At 64.1% G+C, this 16,363-nt stretch carries 14 protein-coding genes; 1 reads left to right on the top strand and 13 read right to left on the bottom strand.

From position 1 onward, the window contains the following. Positions 1-7 precede the first annotated feature (7 nt). The 10 genes from Q0672_RS06095 to Q0672_RS06050 form a co-directional block, all read right to left on the bottom strand. Positions 8-1,249, bottom strand: a complete 1,242-nt coding sequence (locus Q0672_RS06095; RefSeq protein ID WP_298620759.1) for a TIGR03087 family PEP-CTERM/XrtA system glycosyltransferase — start codon at positions 1,247-1,249, stop codon at positions 8-10. Positions 1,250-1,255: 6 nt separating this feature from the next. After that, a complete protein-coding gene (locus tag Q0672_RS06090) occupies positions 1,256-2,293 on the bottom strand; it encodes a FemAB family XrtA/PEP-CTERM system-associated protein (protein ID WP_298620757.1) in 1,038 nt (345 codons plus the stop codon). 10 nt (positions 2,294-2,303) lie between these two features. Next, positions 2,304-3,176 (bottom strand): XrtA system polysaccharide deacetylase, encoded by an 873-nt coding sequence (locus tag Q0672_RS06085; protein ID WP_284186569.1) that lies wholly within the window; start codon positions 3,174-3,176, stop codon positions 2,304-2,306. Beyond that, positions 3,173-4,255, bottom strand: a complete 1,083-nt coding sequence (locus tag Q0672_RS06080) for an XrtA/PEP-CTERM system-associated ATPase (protein WP_153160982.1) — start codon at positions 4,253-4,255, stop codon at positions 3,173-3,175. Before Q0672_RS06080 ends, Q0672_RS06085 begins: the two co-directional genes overlap by 4 nt. 7 nt (positions 4,256-4,262) lie before the next feature. Then, positions 4,263-5,834: a TIGR03016 family PEP-CTERM system-associated outer membrane protein gene (locus Q0672_RS06075; RefSeq protein ID WP_298620753.1), complete on the bottom strand. Its 1,572-nt coding sequence runs from the start codon at positions 5,832-5,834 to the stop codon at positions 4,263-4,265. Further along, a complete protein-coding gene (locus tag Q0672_RS06070) occupies positions 5,831-6,856 on the bottom strand; it encodes an XrtA-associated tyrosine autokinase (RefSeq protein WP_153160980.1) in 1,026 nt (341 codons plus the stop codon). Before Q0672_RS06070 ends, Q0672_RS06075 begins: the two co-directional genes overlap by 4 nt. A 9-nt stretch (positions 6,857-6,865) precedes the next feature. Then, the gene (locus Q0672_RS06065; protein ID WP_298620751.1) at positions 6,866-8,446 is read right to left on the bottom strand and encodes an XrtA system polysaccharide chain length determinant; all 1,581 of its coding nucleotides are present in this window, start codon (positions 8,444-8,446) and stop codon (positions 6,866-6,868) included. Positions 8,447-8,503: 57 nt separating this feature from the next. After that, complete coding sequence (locus Q0672_RS06060; protein WP_194271177.1) at positions 8,504-9,109, bottom strand: XrtA/PEP-CTERM system exopolysaccharide export protein; 606 nt, start codon at positions 9,107-9,109, stop codon at positions 8,504-8,506. Between the two features lie 200 nt (positions 9,110-9,309). Next, entirely contained in the window at positions 9,310-10,617 is a 1,308-nt protein-coding gene (locus tag Q0672_RS06055; RefSeq protein WP_298620748.1) for a DUF1302 family protein, read from the bottom strand. A 65-nt stretch (positions 10,618-10,682) separates the two neighbouring features. Beyond that, positions 10,683-11,456, bottom strand: a complete 774-nt coding sequence (locus Q0672_RS06050) for an ABC transporter ATP-binding protein (protein WP_153160977.1) — start codon at positions 11,454-11,456, stop codon at positions 10,683-10,685. 42 nt (positions 11,457-11,498) lie between these two features. Between Q0672_RS06050 and Q0672_RS06045 the strand changes: the two genes are divergently transcribed. After that, positions 11,499-12,290, top strand: a complete 792-nt coding sequence (locus Q0672_RS06045) for an outer membrane lipoprotein-sorting protein (protein ID WP_298620746.1) — start codon at positions 11,499-11,501, stop codon at positions 12,288-12,290. 2 nt (positions 12,291-12,292) lie between these two features. Here Q0672_RS06045 and Q0672_RS06040 read toward each other — a convergent pair whose 3' ends face one another. The 3 genes from Q0672_RS06040 to rnr are packed head-to-tail and all read right to left on the bottom strand — an operon-like array spanning position 12,293 to position 16,135. Then, positions 12,293-12,970, bottom strand: a complete 678-nt coding sequence (locus tag Q0672_RS06040) for a HugZ family protein (RefSeq protein ID WP_298620744.1) — start codon at positions 12,968-12,970, stop codon at positions 12,293-12,295. Continuing rightward, positions 12,967-13,713 (bottom strand): 23S rRNA (guanosine(2251)-2'-O)-methyltransferase RlmB, encoded by a 747-nt coding sequence (gene rlmB / locus Q0672_RS06035; protein ID WP_153160974.1) that lies wholly within the window; start codon positions 13,711-13,713, stop codon positions 12,967-12,969. Before rlmB ends, Q0672_RS06040 begins: the two co-directional genes overlap by 4 nt. After that, positions 13,706-16,135, bottom strand: a complete 2,430-nt coding sequence (gene rnr / locus Q0672_RS06030) for a ribonuclease R (protein WP_298620826.1) — start codon at positions 16,133-16,135, stop codon at positions 13,706-13,708. Before rnr ends, rlmB begins: the two co-directional genes overlap by 8 nt. Positions 16,136-16,363 lie beyond the last annotated feature (228 nt).

Below are 16,363 nucleotides of genomic sequence, written 5' to 3'. Positions count from 1 at the left end.
CAAACAGTCATTGCGCACCATGCGCAACGACTGAACAATGAGTGGATGCGCCCAGCAGCTTTTCGAGCGCCGCCAGGTGGGCCGACCAGCTGTAGGAACGCAGAACCGCCTCCCGGGCAGCCTGCCCCATGCTGCGGCGCAATGTTACATCAGCAAGTAGTTCGACAGTACGCGAAACGAATTCGTCAGCGCTGTGGGCAATCTCACAGTCATGCCCCGAACGGGCCTCGAGTCCGGTGGCCGGTGCCGAGGAAATCACGACCGGACGCGCCATGGCCATCGCTTCGAGCACCTTGTTCTGGATGCCACGGGCAATGCGCAGGGGTGCGACGATCACATCAGAATGGGCGAGATACGGGCGTACGTCGGGCACCGTGCCAGTGACGACGACGCCCTCCCCCGCCAGCGCCTGGACAGCAGGCGCGGGGTTCATGCCGACGATCCAGAAGCGGGCGTCAGGCACCTGCGCGCGCACCTTGGGCAGTAGCTCGGTCGCAAACCACACCACCGCATCCACGTTGGGCCAGTAATCCATGGCACCGGTGAAGACGATCACCGGGCCGCCGGCCGGATAGGGGCTGGCGCCACCGTTGGCGGGCGAGAAGTAGTCGGAATCGACCCCGTTCTGCATCGCGCTGACCCGCCCGACGAGTTCGGGGGCGGCCTTGCGGAACAGGTCGGCTTCGGCTTCGGTGACGAACACGCTGGCTTCGGCCTTGGCAGCTGCATCGCGCTCGAAGGCCAACAGGCAACGCCCTTCGCGGCGATAAAGCCAGGACATGGGCCAGCGGTGGTCGCCAGCGTATTGGGTCCATTTGGCAGAATCGAGATCGCAGAAGTCGATCACCCGGTGGGACAAGCCCGGCGCGTCGAGGTACTGGGCCATCGGGCCCGAGAACGCGACGGCTTCGTGGATGCCTTCGCGGGCCACCACCTGCTTCACCCAGGCGGCGAGTTCGGCGTTGCGGTAGTACGGCACGCTGAGGGCTTCGCCGGTGACGAGGCCGCGCAGGCTGGCGATCTTGGCAGTGCGCGGATCGAGCCGGATGACCCGGCTTTCCTCGCACCACTCGGACAGCTTGTCGATGTACTGGACGTCGTCCGGATGATCGACGAAGGTGCCGAGGAAGATCCGGTGGCGCTTGGCCAGCTGGCGCAGGATGTTGAAGGAGCGGACCTTGTCGCCCTTGTTGGGCGGGTAAGGGATGCGATGGACCAGATAGAGCAGCGGAGTGCGGACGTCAGCCACCAGCGGTTACCCCAGATTGCGGACGATGTGCGGCCCGAGGGTGTTGGCCACGCTCAGCGGCAGGCGACGCCACATGGCGATGAAGGCACGGTACTTGGGGTTCATCGGGTTGTTCTGGGGAACGGCGTCGCGCTTGTAGAGGCGGTATTCGTACGAGAGGGGCATCGGCTCGAAGCCCCAGTTCTTCTTGAAGCTGTAGGGGCCCGTACCGACCTTGCTGCGACCGTAGTCGAAGATGCGGTAGCCCTTGGCGCAGGCCCGGCGCATCAGCTCCCAGTACTTGAAATCGTTGGCAGCAAAATCACGCGCGGCAAGATCGTCGCCGGCGTAGTAAGGCAGGACTTCGTCGCGGAAGTAGAAGGTCAGAACGGTGGAGAGGGGTTTGCCTTCGGCCGACGAAACAGTCATTACCTCGCAATCCTGCCCGAAAACCTTCAGCAGCACTTCAAAGAAATGTTTCGGCAGCGCGGGCGTGCCGTGGCGCCGCACGTTATCGGAAAACAGTGCGAAGAAGCGGTCGGCGTTCGGATCTACCTCGGCGACGAGCCCGTTCTTGATGCCCTTCCTCACCATCGCCCGCTGCTTGCGCGGGATGGCCAGCATGTTGGCCTCCTCATCGGGGAGGATCTCCTTGCGGAAAGTGAAGTACAGCTCCTGACGCGGCCAGTCGGCGTGGCGCTCGCGCAGGTTGCGGTATTCGAGGTGCTGCACGCCGCACTTGCGGGCAAGCTCGTCGGCAGTGGTTTCGAGGGCGGCGATCGCCTCGGCATCAGCGCCCGCCACGCCGCCGTAAACGGCAAAAGGCAGCGAGGTCATCGCGTGGCCGAACAGGCGGCTCTTGACCTCAACCAGCGGCAGCACGGCGACGATCTGGCCGTCGCGCTCGGCGAGCAGGTAATGGGTGCGGTGACGGAACACCGACTCCATGATGTCGCGCCATTCGATGCGGTGAAAGAACGTGGCGTCGGGGCAGGCGAAAACGAATTCGTTCCAGCGCGCAGAATCCCCCGCCACGAACGGGCGTACTTTGACAACAGATACCATTCCCGGAACCTTAGACTGAGGTTTGAAGTGCGGGGAGGAAGACTTCGTCCATGCGGCCCCAGGAGAAATCCTGGAGCAGGCGGGCGAGACGGTCTTCGGTGCGTTCCAGATTCACGTAGTGCCGGAAGCGGGTCTTGGCGCTCGCCTCCTTGACGACGGGCTGCTCCGGATCGATCTCCCACGGATGGAAGTAGAAGATCGCCGGACGGCGGTCTTCCTGATTGACCTTGCGGATGCCCCAGGCCGACACCGGATAGGGCAGCAGCCGGAAATAGCCGCCGCCGCCCACCGGCCAGTTGCGGCCGAGACGACGGACGGTGGTGATCGGGATCTCGACCAGCGCCTTGCCGACGGGATACGGAAAGCGCGGCGCGTCCGGCACGCCGTAGTGGTCGTGCTTGACCGGATAGACGCTGGAGCTGTAGGTGTAGCCTGCGGCTTCGATCACGCCATGGGCCCAGGGGTTGGACAGGCCGACCGAGAAACTCGGTGCCCGGTAGCCCTTCACCTCGCAATCGGCGATGTCCTCGAGCACGGCCTTGGCGAGCTGGATGTCGGCCAGGAAGGCTTCCGGCGTCTGTTCGCTGGCACGCTGGTGACCATAGCCGTGGCTCGCGATCTCGTGGCCTTCCATGGCGATCAGGCGGACCAGCTTGGGGTAGCGCTCGGCAATCCAGCCAAGGGTAAAGAACGTGCCCTTGGCCTCGTGCTTGTGCATCAGTTCAAGGATGCGATGGACGTTCCGCTCGACCCGGCACGGCGTGCTGTTCCAGCTTTCCTTCGGAAAATGCGGCGCCAGTGCGGAGACCTGGAAGTAGTCCTCCACGTCGATGGTGAGCGCATTGACGATGGAACCGCCCTCGCGGGACATGGGAGTCGTCATTTCGCCGGCGCTCCACCTTCGGCCCCGGCCTCTTGCTGGGCAGGCGCTGCCTTCAGCAACTGGCTGAGGGTGTTGAGCGTGGTGGACAGGGTGCGCTCGAGTAGCGCCAGGCGCTCGTCGAAGCGGGTCATGTCGAAGGACGGGCCAGCGTTGGCCAGCAGCTTGGCAGCTTCAGGGTCAGCCAGCAGGCGCTGCAGATCAAGGGCCACGGAAGCCGGCTGCACACCAGTCGCCAGCTCGGCGGTGGTGGCCAAGGCCGTGGGGGTGACCTGCTCTTCACGCATCTCGGAGACGATCTGGTTCACCAGCTCGACGCCCACCCGACGCTGTTCGCCCAGGAAGGCAGCCAGCATGATGCGGTCGCACAGGGCGTTGATGCGGCGCGGGATGCCCTGGCTGACGTTGTAAATCTCGCGCATGGCCTCCGCATCGAAGGCCGGATTGCCCTTCCAGCCGACACACGCCAGGCGGTGCTCCACGTAGGCCTGGGTTTCCTGCAGATCGAGGGGCCCCAGGTGATACGAGGCGATGACCCGCTGGCGCAGCTGGACCATCTCGGGGCTCTGCATGATGGCCCGGAATTCCGGCTGGCCGACCAGGAAGCTCTGCAGCAGCGCGTGATCTTCGAGCTGGAAGTTGGAGAGCATGCGCAGCTCCTCGACCGCCTTCTGGGTGAGGTTCTGGGCTTCGTCGACGATCAGCAGCGCGCGCTTGCCGGCGGCGGTGGTGCTGACCAGGAAAGCCTCGATGGCCAGCAGCAGGTCGCTCTTGGAAAGGTGCTTGCTCGGGATGCCGAACGAGGCAGCCACCAGTCTCAGGATGTCGTCGGCGTCGATCTGGGTGCTCACCAGGTTGGCGGCGACGATCTTCTTGGAGTCGAGCTTCTCGAGCAGGCTGCGCACCAGCAGGGTTTTGCCGGCACCGACCTCGCCCGTGATGACGATGAAGCCTTCGTTCTGGTGCAGACCGTATTCGAGGTAGGCCATCGCGCGGCGGTGGCCACGGCTGCCGTAGAAAAAGCTGGGGTCCGGGTTGAGCTGGAAGGGCTTTCCCCGCAGACCGAAGTAGGCTTCGTACATGACGTGCTCAGAATTGGAAGAGAATCGTCCCGAAAAGGGCGTTCTCGGTGTAGGACGTTGTACCGGAACCGTTGCTGTTGCGCACATTGACCGACGCGGTGGTTCGGGGAGCCAGGTTGGTCATCAGGCCCGCCGTGATCATGCGCGAACGCGAATCGAGCGCGCTGCTGCTGGTCGTGGTGTAGGCGGTGTGGCTGCGCAAGGTCGTCAGCGTGAGGTTGGCCGAGGTGATCGGCGTCAGCTTGTGCTGTCCCGAGATGGTCAGGCCTGCAGTGCGGACGCTGCTGCTGGTGGTGAGCTCGGGGGTCAGCGCGAATTCGCTTTCGGTCAGCGTCGTGCGGTCGGACCGGAAACCGGTGAGCGTGACGGAGTTACGCGTACCGAAATAGGTGACGCTCACCTGCGCCCGACGGTCCAGGTAGAAGCCGTTGCTCGGCACGAGCTGCCCGGTTGCGCCGGGGAAACGCGCGTCAATGATCGCCTTCAGGGCGACCGCCCGATCGGCTGGGTTCGGGAACGCGGCCACGTACACCGGATTGAGCATGGCCTGGGCGAACAGGGAGTCGTAAAGCGTCATGCCGCCAAGGACAGCCTGCCCCGCCGAGCTGACATCCTTGGAGTAAGACCCCTGGAACGCCAGCTGACTGCCACGATGATCCGCAGAGAGGTTGTAGCCGGTGCCGAAGAAGCGGTGCTCCACCGTCCCGGCCACCTTCGTGCGCTCGGTGGGCTTCCAGTCTGCCCCGCCACCGTAGATCGAATTGGTGACATCGGTTGCCGACTGGTAGTTGTTGGTCTCCGTACCGCCGATTGCCCTGATGCTGATCTGCGGGTCGATCGCGTAGGTGCCGCTGAAACGCGCAGAGCGGACGTCAATGTTGCGGGAGCGGCTGCGCTCGGTGTGGCTTTCGCTGAGGGCCAGGCCCCAGCCCATGGTACCCAGCGCATACGGATCGGATGCATTCAGGGTCCATTGGCTCGTCTGCATGCGACTCACCACCGTCGAGCTCGAATCGGAGTCGTTGAAGGTGTAGCGCAGCTCCGCCGTCCCGGTGCTCGCGAAGCGCTGCTTGAGATAGGGGCTCGCGGAGAAATAACGGACCTCGGACCAGTTGTTCGACCCCAGCGCGCTGTCCCCGCCGACGGGCCGGAAGGCGTAAGTCGGCTGACGGGAAACGGACGCGACCAGATCGACGAATGCACGGTTCTCCCAGGCGTTGATCGTGCCGGAACCGTTCATCAGGAACTGGTTGGTGTCGTTCTGGGTGCCGTTGCCATACAGCGTGGAGTTCACGCCGATGTTCAGGTTGCCCTTGACCTTGGCGCTGTTCGCATCGAAGCGCAGCGAAGGATAGACCTGGGTGATCCACTCCGACTGGGCCTGGGACGACGACGTGAGGCGGGCGTTGTCGGTGATCGTCTCGGTGAGCCGAACCGACGGAACGAATGAATACTGGCGCGGCGCGGACGCCTGCTCCTGCGCCATGACGGGTGTCGCCACGGCGCCGAGGGCGGCGCACAGGATCGCCAGCCGGCGCACGGGCGTCGCCGGCATCGCGCGGGAAGCGGGAGTCGTCACGCGTTCTCCTTTGGCGCATGACCATAGCCGTAGCCATAGCCGTAACCATACCCGTAGCCGTAAGAGCCGGCACCGGACTGCAGCGCCTTGTTCAGCAGCATCAGCTTGACCGGGCAGCTCTCGATGGTCGACAGCGCCTGCTTGACCGCGGCCTGGGTGGTCTTGTTGGATTCGACGACCATCACGATCTGGCCCATGTGGGTGGCCAGCACGCGGGATTCGGTGGTGACCAGCAGCGGGGGCGAATCGAACACGATGATCCGGTCGGAATAGCGCTCAGCCAGCTCTTCGAGGAGGTTGTTCATCACGTCGCTGGCGAGCAGTTCGGTGGCACGCGGGTGCGGCGTGCCGGCCGGCAGCAAGTTCAGCTTCTCGATGTTGGTCTTGAGCATGACGTCGCTCAACTGGGTGCCCGGGTTGGTGAGCACGTCCATCAGGCCCTTCTTGGGGGGCAGGCCGAGGATGTTGAGCACCGACGGACGGGACACGTCGGCGTCGATCAGCAGCACCGTGTGATCCAGTTCCATCGCCATGCTGATGGCCAGGTTGATGGAGCTGAAGCTCTTGCCCTCACCGGGCAGCGAGCTGGTGATCATGATGAGGTTGGCGTTGTCGATCGCCGAGGCGCCCTTGCCCTGCACGTTGCGCAGCAGCGGACGTTTGATGATCCGGAACTCGTCGCCGATCAGCGAACGGGGCGCGTTCGGGGTGACGATCCCGATGGACTGCAGGCGCTCCAGGTCGATCTCGATGTACTTCGAGGTGCTGCCTGCGGCGGCCGACTTCGCCTCGGCGCTGGCCTGCACGGCGGGCGCCGGCGGCGCGGCAACCTCGGGCACGGGCTCAGCGATCACCGGCTCAACGCGGCTCGGCTGATCGGCGAAGGCCGAAGCAACGGGAGCGACGGCAACCCGCGCGGCCTGACCGTCATCCACCGGAGCCGGGCTTTCGTTGTCGACCGGAGCGGAGGTTGCCCTCTGCAGCTGCTCAAGTCGCTCGACTGCTTTTTCAATAATGCTCATTTTCGCCTCTCAACCCACCCGCGCCAGCAGCAGCCAGACGGTCATTGCGCCAAACAAACCCACAAGGGCGCCCACGCCACCGAGGAAGAAGACCTTGCTCCGCCGCTGGTTACGCAAGCGGTCGGAGTCGCCAATCATGCTCACCGCGCCCAGCACGGCCAGCCCGGTCACCTCACGCAGCACCTGGGTGTCGGAGAACACCGGCCGGATCTGGCTGATCAGGAAGGACACGATCCCGCCGATCAGCAGCGCCGCCAGGCCCGCCGCCGGCATCAGCAGCAGCCGGTTGGGTGCGGACGGCTTGCTCGGCACCGTCGGCGGATCGATCAGGCGGAAGTCGGCCACGCCGGACGTTGCGCCCATCTCGACCGCCATGGTGGCGGACTCACGACGGGCCACGAGGGCGTCGTAGTTCTTCTTGTTGATGTCGTAGTCGCGGTTGAGCTGGGTGAATTCAGTTTCGAGCTGCGGCAGGGTGCGCGACGCTGCACCCAAGGCCTGGAGGCGCGAGTCGTACTCGGCCACGCGGGCCCGCAGGGACGCGACGTTCGCCTCGGCCTCGGCCAGGGACAGGCGCATCTGCTGGAACACCGGATTCACGTTGCTCGACAAACCCACCGAGGCGCCAGCACCGGACGCAGCCGAAGCGGCAGCCTTGCGACGGGCCTGGAGTTCGGCGGACTTCTGGGCTTCGAGCTCTTCGATCACCTTGCGGGCGCCCACGACGTCCGGGTGCTTGTCGGTGTACTTGAGCAGCAGGCCGTCGAGGGACTTCTTCATCGACTCGATCCGGTCGTCAAGCTCGGGCACCGGCATCGACGCCAGCGAGGCGCTGGACATCTTTTCGGGCAGCGCGACGGACTCTTCGCCGGAGAGCTGGCGCTTGAGGGCATCGCGGGAGTTTTCGGCTTCACGCAGGGCGAGCTTGGCCTGGTTGAGCTGCTCGCTCACCTCACTCATCTTGCGGAAGTAGTCCTGGCCACCGGCACCGAGGGTGCCCATGTTGCGGACCTTGTATTCCTTGAGGCGGTTCTCGGCCTCGATCAGCTTCTGCTCGTAGGCCTTGATCTGCTCTTCGATGAAGCGCCGGGCAGTATCGGAATCCTTGCGCTTGTCGCCCAGGCCCGACTCCACGAAGATCGACACCATCGACTGCACGACGCGCTTGGCGCGTTCCGGGTCGGTATCGGTGTAGGCCAGGGTGTAGAGGTTGTCGCGGCCCGCTTCGCGGATCTGCAGCGCCTTGGTGACGTTGATCACCAGCGTCTCGCGGTCTTCCTTGGTCTTGGCTGCCAGATCGAGGTCGGCCATGCGGATCAGCTTCTCGACGTTGGGACGGCTGATCAGCGTACGGCTGAGGATGCCGATCTGCTGATCCACGTTGGGCTGGACGGCGAGCCCGGACATCAGCGGCTTGAGGATCGACTGGGTATCCACATAGACGCGGGCAGACGATTCGTAGCGGTCAGGCAGCAGATAGACAACAGCGGCGATGATCGGGCCAACAATCCATGCGGCCGCCAAGCCCCACCAGCGATAAAGCCACATGCCGCGGAGCGTCACCGACAACTGTCTTAGTATGTCTTCCATTGGGAAATTCCGAATGCATCCCCCCGGGACATCCCGGGGGGCAAATCAAGAGTGGAGTCAGAACCAGCTCTGGGGAATGATGAGAACGTCGCCCGGCTTCATTTCGATGTTGGCCGAAACATCGCCACGCTTGACGAGATCCTTCAGGCGGACGGAGTACTGCTTGTTGCCTTCCGAGGTCCGCAGCAGGGTGGCGCGGTTACCATCGGCGTAATCGGTCAGACCATTGACCGAGATCATGACGTCCAGCAAGGACATCTTCTGACGGAACGGCAGGGTCTGGGGCTTGGCCGCCTCACCCACCACCCGAACCTGCTGGGAGTACGGGCCGACGAAGGTGGTCACGATGACGGTCACGACCGGATCGCGGATGTACTTGCCGAGCGCCTGCTCGATCTCACGGGCAAGCGTGCTGGCATCACGGCCGGAAGCCGGCAGATCCTCAACCAGGGGCGTGGTGATCTTGCCGTCCGGACGCACCGGAACCGTCATCGACAGCTCGGGGTTGCGCCAGACAACGATATTCACGTTATCGCCCGGCCCGATCTGATAGGCATAATCGGCAGCCTCTGCGGTCACCGGCGCCGGCGGATAAGTGGTGGCGCACCCTGCCAGACCGGCTACGGCGCACGCCAGCAAGCCGTTCTTAAAATAGCGTTTCATAAGGTACTTCCCCTGGATACGGCCAAAGTTCAGCCTTTGAATGATAACGGGCGGATATTACGGCAGCGCGCGATTCCGTCCGGAGAAAAACGTCACGACGCCCCAAAAAGGGGAAACATGACTGCGCCATCAAGATGGCTGAATATTTCTGCGGGAATCCGCCCGGCGCGGATGATACCTACTCCGGGCAGTATTTTCTGTCAGAAAGACCACCGGGCCTCGGTGTAGACCCGGTCGCGATCCGCGTAACGGCCGAAGATGCCGTTGGCGGCGCCACCAAAGGCGTCAACCCCGAAAACCACGCGCGTGCTCTTGTTTGCAGACCAGATCAGCTTGGGGCGGAACATGTAGTCGTTGCGGTTGAGCATCGACACGTAAAGCGCTTCGGCCTGCCAGTTCTTGGCGAGGCGGGTGCCGAGCAGGACACTCGCCCCGCCTTCGGTCCGCTCGAAGCCCGTGCGGGCATCGTAATCGAGCATGCGGCGGGCGAAGTATTGTAGATTCACCCGGCCATCGTTGAAGGCGGGTATATCCACCCCGACCACGTAATCAATTGTGTCTTGATCGACGAGACCGTTGGGCGCGTCCAGCGGATTCTGGGTATTGAACTTGCGGCCGCGGGAGTGCACCGTCTCGCCCTTCAGCACGAAGTCGCCAAAATCCTTGGTCACGGTGGCGCCGACCTGGCTGATGCGCTCATGGCGCGGCTGGAATTCGGCCTGCCCGCCCGAGAGCCCGGTGAAGTAGAAAGTCTGGGCCACATCCATGCTGCGGTAGTAGAAGCCGGAGACATCCCAGCCACCGACCATCCGCGACAGGCGTGCGCCCCAGTTGGTGTTGCCGAGAGAGTTGTCGGGCTTGGCTTCACCCAGCACCTTCGCGTCGCGGGGAAGCGGATAGAACTCGGCCCCCGGCTTGCCGATGTTGTCGTAGCTCGGCACCGGAATCCAGATCAGCTCGGCGTGGGTTTCGCCAAAGTAGTATTCGGCGCGGGTCGCCCACTGGGGAATCCGCAGCTGCTCGAAATCGGGCAGGAAGAAGGAACGCAGATCCCGCGCGGAGACCACGTCGGCAAAGAACAGCCCGACCATCTCGCCCCACACGATGTGCTGGCGGCCGAAGCGGAAATCCACGTCGCCGAGCGAGAAGTCGGCGTAGGTTTCACGCAGGTGGAACTGATACTGCTGGTCGCGCCGCACGGCGTCCGGATAGAAACCGGAATCGATGGCGAACACCGCGTCGGCATCGGCCCGGCCGGAGATCTTCCACTTGACGCTGTCGCCGCCGGTGGCCGAAACCTCGGCACGGGAGCGCGCCATCGACCAGTGATCCTGGCCGCCGTAGGTACGCGCCAGATCGAACTGGAGGTAGCCGGCCGTCTTGACGCCGCCCTCGCCCGCCACGTCATCAAGCCCCAGGTCGTCGTCGGCTGCCGCAGCGGCGCCGCAGCAGAGCATCATCGATAACGCGACCGCACTGCGGCGAAGCTTTGGTTTCAAGCTGTCCATTTCCTACTTTCCCCTCGTAAAACGTGAATGGCCGGACGTGCGCCAGATGCCCGTCCGGCGGCGCATCAGGCCCGGTACGGAACGAAGCGCCAGGTGCCGTTGAGTTTGAGCCCGAGCTTGGTGGGCTGGCCATCTTCCATCCGGACCTGCTGGACGGCGCGGCTCATCACCTGCTTGTCGTGGGTCGAAAACACGAAAGTCGTCTTGCAATCCTCGTTGATGCGCTGCATCAAATCAAGAATGCTCTTGCCGGTGTTCTTGTCGAGGTTGGCGGTGGGCTCGTCTGCCAGCACTACTTTCGAGTGCGTGACCAGCGCCCGGGCAATCGCCACCCGCTGACGCTGGCCGCCCGACAGCTGGTTCGGGCGGTGGTGCGCGTACTTCGCCAGCCCCACCAGCTTGAGGTAATCGTTCACCCGCGCGCGCCGCTCTTCCTTGCTGATTTCCGGCATCTGCAGCAGCGGGTATTCCACGTTTTCCTCGGCGGAAAGCACCGGCAGCAGATTAAAGGTCTGGAAGATGAAGCCGATGGTCCTCGCACGGATGTTGGCGAGTTCATCGGGAGTCTGCCCGGAGACATCCTTTCCCTCGATGAACACCCTGCCCTCGCTTGGCGTATCGATACACCCCATAATATTGAGGAGCGTGGACTTGCCACTCCCTGATGTACCCGCGATGGCCATGAAGTAACCTTCCTTGACATCGAGGGTGACCTTCCTCAGCGCATTGACGTCCTGATCACCGAGACGATAGATCTTGCTGACATTTTCGATCCTGATGATCGTCTTCGGGTCCGTCGTCGACGTCCCATCCGTGCTGTCGTCGCGGCTTGTTTGCATTGCCCCACCGGTCTATGTTGTTTGCTTTCAAAGGATAACACTATGAGCTTCAAATTTAGCCCTTCGAGCTGCCGGTCTCGGTTCCTCGGCGCTGCGCTTGCGACCCTCTCGCTGCTGTCCGGCGCGCCGGTACTGGCCGACGATGCGGCCGTGGATCAGGCCAAAGCCATCGTCGCCAAAGCCGACGAAATCCGTTTCCCGCGGGATGGCTTCCAGGTCATCATCGACATCTCGTCGGTGAGCGCAGGTGAGCCGGCCGAGGATCGCAAGTACCGCATCCTCTCCAAGGGCAACGAGAACACCATCGTCCAGACCCTCGAGCCCGCCACCGACAAGGGCCAGGCCATGCTGATGCGCGGCCGCGACCTGTGGGTGTTCATGCCCAACGTGTCCCAGCCGGTGCGCCTGTCCCTCGCCCAGCGCCTCACCGGCCAGGTGGCCAACGGTGACCTGGCCCGGGCCAACTTCGCCGGCGACTACGAGCCGAAGATCATCCGCACCGACACCATCGACGGCGAGAAGATGCACGTGCTGGAGCTCACAGCCGTCGACCGCGGCGTGACCTACGCCAAGGTGTTGTACTGGGTTCGCCAGTCCAACAACTGGCCCTACAAGGCCGAGTTCTATTCCCTCTCAGACCGTCTGCTGAAGGTGTGCCGTTACGACAAGTTCAAGGATCTGGGCGGCCGCGTGCGCCCCACCCAGCTGGTCATGGAGGACGCTCTGAAGAAGGGCGAGGTATCGACTCTGCGTTACTCGCAGATGGCGGCCAAGGATCTGCCCGACCGCGTGTTTACCAAGCAGTACATGGACAAGCTCAACCGGGTCGATTGAGCTCAGGCGAGGTTTGAATCTCCTGCTGCGGGCGGCGCTTCCAGCCCCAGCAGGATTGCCGCTGCGGCAGCCTCCAGCGCGGCGGCGCCCCCATCAGTAGGGGGCAACGCAAGACGGCGCAACACGCCGCCAATCCGCACATCCAGCCCTTCCCTGTCGATACCCACCACCGCCACCCCAGGCGGAACCTGACGCTCCAGCCGGGCCACGAGCCCGGCTTCGGTATCGGGATCGAGCGCCGCTGCTGGCGCCTCGGCGGCAAGCCAGCCCATCCGGCCAAAACCGCCGACGAAACGCGCCTTATCGGGCTCCAGGCGGAAGAAACGGAAATCCCCCAGCTCAAGATACAGCGCGGATTCCGGGCTATAGCGCACGTAGCGCTGGCGGGACGCCTCGTCCAGATCAACCGGCTGCATCCGGCCCAGCAAGGTCAGACGGGCCTGAGCCAGATTGATGCCATCCCCTTCGGTCACCAGCAGGCTGGCCCGCGGGTCGGCCAGCAGGTTGCGCGTATGCTCGGCAAGCCCGCTGATGAGGAACACCGGCCGGCCGGAAGCGTCCGACACGAAAGGCACGGCGCTCACGAAGGGAAAGCCCGGCATCGCCACCGAGTGGGTGCCCAGCGCCCCGCTACGGCTTTGCCGCAGCAGCGCGCGGACTTCGGCGTAGTCGATCTTCACTGCCGCTGACGGCGTGCCTCGAAGAGGCACAGACCGCTCGCCACCGACACGTTGAGGCTTTCCACCGTGCCGTACATCGGAATGCTCACCAACTCGTCGCAGGTTTCACGGGTCAGGCGGCGCAGGCCGTCGCCTTCGGCGCCCAGCACCCAGGCGATCGGGCCTTTCTGGTCGACGGTGTAGATCGACTTTTCAGATTCACCCGCCGCACCCAGCACCCACACGCCAGCTTCCTGCATCTCGCGCAGGGCCCGGGCGAGGTTGGTGACGGTGATGTACGGGACGGTATCCGCCGCCCCGCTCGCCACCTTCACGGCGGTGGCGTTGAGCCCGACGGCCTTGTCCTTGGGCGCGATGACGGCGTGGGCGCCGGCGGCGTCGGCCACCCGCAGGCAGGCGCCGAGATTGTGGGGGTCCTGGATGCCATCAAGAACCAGCAGCAACGCGGGCTCGGTGAGACCGTCAAGCACGTCGTCGAGCTTGAGCTCCTTGCGGCGGCCGTCGATGCGGGCCACCACGCCCTGATGGCGGCGGGTGCCGACCATCTTGTCGAGGCGATCGCCTTCTGTCGGGATCAGGCGAGTGCCGAGTTGCTCGGCATGGCGGACGAGATCCCGCGCGCGCGGGTCGCTCCGTTTGGAATCGGTATAGATCTCGAAGATCGCTTCCGGATCATGACGGAGCTTGGCGAGGACGGCGTGAAAACCGTAGATGAGACGGGAACTGGCGGTGTTATCAGACACGTTTTGCTTTCTTCTTTGCGGTGCCCGTTGCTGACTTGCGGGGCTTTCCGGTCTTGGAGGCCGCCTTGGCAGGCTTGGCGCTCGGGCTTGCCTTCGGCTTGGCGGCCTTGGGCTTGGCGGCGGATTTCGTGGCCGGGCGTTCGGTGGGCTGCTCGACCGGCTGCGGTGCCGCCTTGCGGGCAGCAGGCTTCGACTTGGCAACCGGTACCTCAGTGGACACCACAGCCGGCGGAGCGGCAGGCATGACGGCGCGTTCGGCCTCGGTCTTGCCCCTGCGACGCCGCGCGGGCGCCTCTACAGCGGCCGGAGCCGACGCCTTGGCGGCCTGGTCCTTGGTGGTCTTGCCAACCCGCTCGGTGGCACGTGCCGGGCCGGTGATGATCCGGAAGTCGATCTTGCTGGCTTCCATGTTCACACGCACCAGCTGCACCCGGACCCGGTCCGACAGGCGATAACGCTCGCCGGTCCGCTCGCCCACCAGACTGTGATGGGCGTCGTCGTAGTGGAAGTAATCGTTGCCGAGATCGGAAATGTGCACCAGGCCTTCGACAAAAACGTCGTCCAGGGCCACGAAAAGGCCGAAAGGTACCACCGCCGAAACGCTGCCGTCGAATTCCTCGCCGATCCGGTCCTGCATGTAATAGCACTTGAGCCAGTTCTCCACGTCCCGGTCGGCCTCGTCGGCGCGCCGCTCGGTCATCGAGCAGTGCATGCCGATGGCTTCCCAGTCGCCTGCGTCCTGGGCCGGCACGTAGCGCTCGCCGTTCAGCACGGCCTTGATCGCCCGGTGGACGAGCAGATCGGGATAACGGCGGATCGGCGAAGTGAAGTGGGTGTAGGCGTCGTACGCCAGGCCGAAGTGACCCACGTTGTCAGGGCTGTACACCGCCTGACGCAGGGAGCGCAGCATCACGGTCTGGAGCAGTTGCAGATCGGGGCGACCCTGGATCTGTTCGAGCAGGCGCGCGTAATCGCCGGCCTTGGGCTCTTCACCGCCACCCAGCTGGATGCCGAACTCGGCGAGGAAATCCCGCAGCTTGGCGAGTTTCTCGGGCGTCGGGCCTTCATGCACCCGGTAAAGCGCCGGATGCTCGTTGGCCTGGAGGAAATCCGACGCGCAGACGTTGGCGGCCAGCATGCACTCTTCGATCAGCCGGTGGGCGTCGTTCCGGCTCTCCGGCACGATCTGGGCGATCTTGCCGTTATCGTCGAAGATCATCTTCGTTTCCTGCGTCTCGAAATCGATCGCGCCACGCTTGGCGCGGGCTTTCAGCAGCACGCGGAAGAGCTTGTCGAGGTTCTGCAGGTGGGGCAGCAGCTCGCCGATCACCTCGAGGGCGGCCGGATCGTTGTCATACAGCGCGGCGGCCACCTGGTTGTAGGTGAGGCGCGCCTTGGAGAACATCACCGCCGGATAGAAGCGGTATTGCTTGACGACACCCGTCTGGGAGATCGCCATGTCGCACACCATGCACAGGCGCTCCACCTGCGGGTTGAGCGAGCACAGACCGTTGGAAAGCTTCTCCGGCAGCATCGGGATCACCCGCCGCGGGAAATACACCGAATTGCCCCGATCGTAAGCCTCGCCATCCAGCGGCGAGCCCACAGTGACGTAGTGCGACACGTCAGCGATCGCCACCACCAGGCGGAATCCCCGGCCCTGGCGTTCGCAGAACACCGCATCGTCGAAATCCCGCGCGGTTTCGCCATCGATGGTGACCAGCGGAAGCTGCGTGAGATCCTCCCTGCCCTTCCAGTCCAGCTTGCGGACCTTCTCGGGGAGCTTTCGCGCCTGGGCCTTGGCGTCAGCCGAAAACTCGTGGGGGAGCTCGTGCTTGCGCAGCGCGATCTCGATTTCCATCCCCGGATCGGCGTAGTTGCCGAGGGTTTCGACGATGCGCCCGACCGGCTGGGCATAGCGGGTCGGCTGCTCGACAAGCTCGACCACCACCACCTGCCCTGCCACCGGCTTGGACTTGCTCTTGCCCGGCGCCAACAGGATCTCCTGCGAAATGCGGCGATTTTCGGGCACCACCAGAGTTACGCCGTTTTCCACCAGCACACGGCCGACGATGCGGGTATTGGCCCGCTCGAGCACCTCCACCAGCTTGCCTTCAGGGCGCCCGCGGCGATCCTGCCCGGCGATGCGGACCATCACGCGGTCGCCGTGGAGCACCTCGCGCATCTCGTTGGGCCCGAGGAAGATGTCCGGATGTTCGTCGTCGGTCACGACGAAGCCATAGCCATCCGGATGACCCTGGACGGTCCCACGGATCAGGTCGGCCTTGGCCGGCAGCAGATAGGCACCGCGCCGGTTGCGCATGACCTGCCCGTCGCGCTCCATGGCGCGCATGCGGCGCTCGAAGAATTCAAGTTCTTCAGGAAGGATGTCGAGCGCCGTCGCGACGTCGGGAAACGGCATCGGCACGCCATGCTCGGCGAGGATCTGGATGATGAACTCGCGGCTTGGCAGCGGGAAATCGTACTTCTGGATTTCTCGCTCGAAGAAGGGGTCGCTGCGACGCAGCTTGCTGAGTTTTTTGATGTTATTGGACTTGTAAGTTGACACGTGTTCTTTCTAATCTATAATGGCGCCTTCGTTGCCCAGATGGCGAAATTGGTAGACGCGCTAGTTTCAGGTACTAGTGCC

Source organism: uncultured Zoogloea sp. (genome assembly GCF_937894855.1).
GTDB lineage: Bacteria > Pseudomonadota > Gammaproteobacteria > Burkholderiales > Rhodocyclaceae > Zoogloea > Zoogloea oryzae.
This window is presented reverse-complemented; position numbering and strand designations above follow the sequence as displayed.